Raw genomic sequence first — 699 nt, forward strand, 5'->3', positions numbered from 1 at the left:
TGCCAGAAAGTAGCCTGATTCAAACTATCAACGAATTGCTGGGTTAGGGTATTAACAGAGCATGAGCGCATCTTCTGCCAAGCAAGCTAGCCCCTTTGATATTCTAGCTGACATCGTAAACCGTAGCGTTAAGTACGCTGCGGGGCTGCCTGCGCAAGACGAAGCTGTAGAGTTATGGAATGGTATCGGCTTTACGATTGCCAACACTCAGTTCGTTGCTCCAATGGGTTCAGTATCTGAAATCCTGCACCTACCCAAGTACACCTCTGTTCCAGGTGTACGAAACTGGATGCTTGGTGTAGCAAACGTACGTGGCCGTCTACTTCCAATCATGGATTTAGCCTTATTTTTTGATGTTGAATCCAGCTCCAAAAAGAGCAGAGATAAACGAGTCTTAATCGTCGAGCACGGTGAGATTCTTAGCGGCTTTGTCGTAGATAGCGTTCACGGCATGCAGTACTTTTCAGCTGATAGCTTTCAAAAGAATGCTAACTCACTATTAGAAAAGTCAATCCAGCCTTTTATAAAAGGCGCATTTGAAAAGAACAATAGTCAATGGAATGTATTTGATACCTTCACACTGACAAACAATAAAAAGTTTCTTGATGTTGCAGTCAGGTAGTAACGCTGCTCATCATTTGAAAGCAGTAAATTGAAAAACAAACACTAGATCGTACAAGGCCGGGAGCCAGGAAATGA

The 699-nt window shown here is 43.3% G+C and carries 1 protein-coding gene; it reads left to right on the forward strand.

From position 1 onward, the window contains the following. Positions 1 to 61 precede the first annotated feature (61 nt). Positions 62 to 622 (forward strand): chemotaxis protein CheW, encoded by a 561-nt coding sequence (locus A3756_RS23445; RefSeq protein WP_068508699.1) that lies wholly within the window; start codon positions 62 to 64, stop codon positions 620 to 622. The last annotated feature ends 77 nt before the right edge of the window (positions 623 to 699 follow it).

The sequence above is a fragment of the Oleiphilus sp. HI0086 genome (assembly GCF_001635225.1).

Bases quoted from the DNA above. Each gene is read 5' to 3' on its own strand.
- A3756_RS23445 (WP_068508699.1), top strand. From the start codon at position 62: ATGAGCGCATCTTCTGCCAAGCAAGCTAGCCCCTTTGATATTCTAGCT.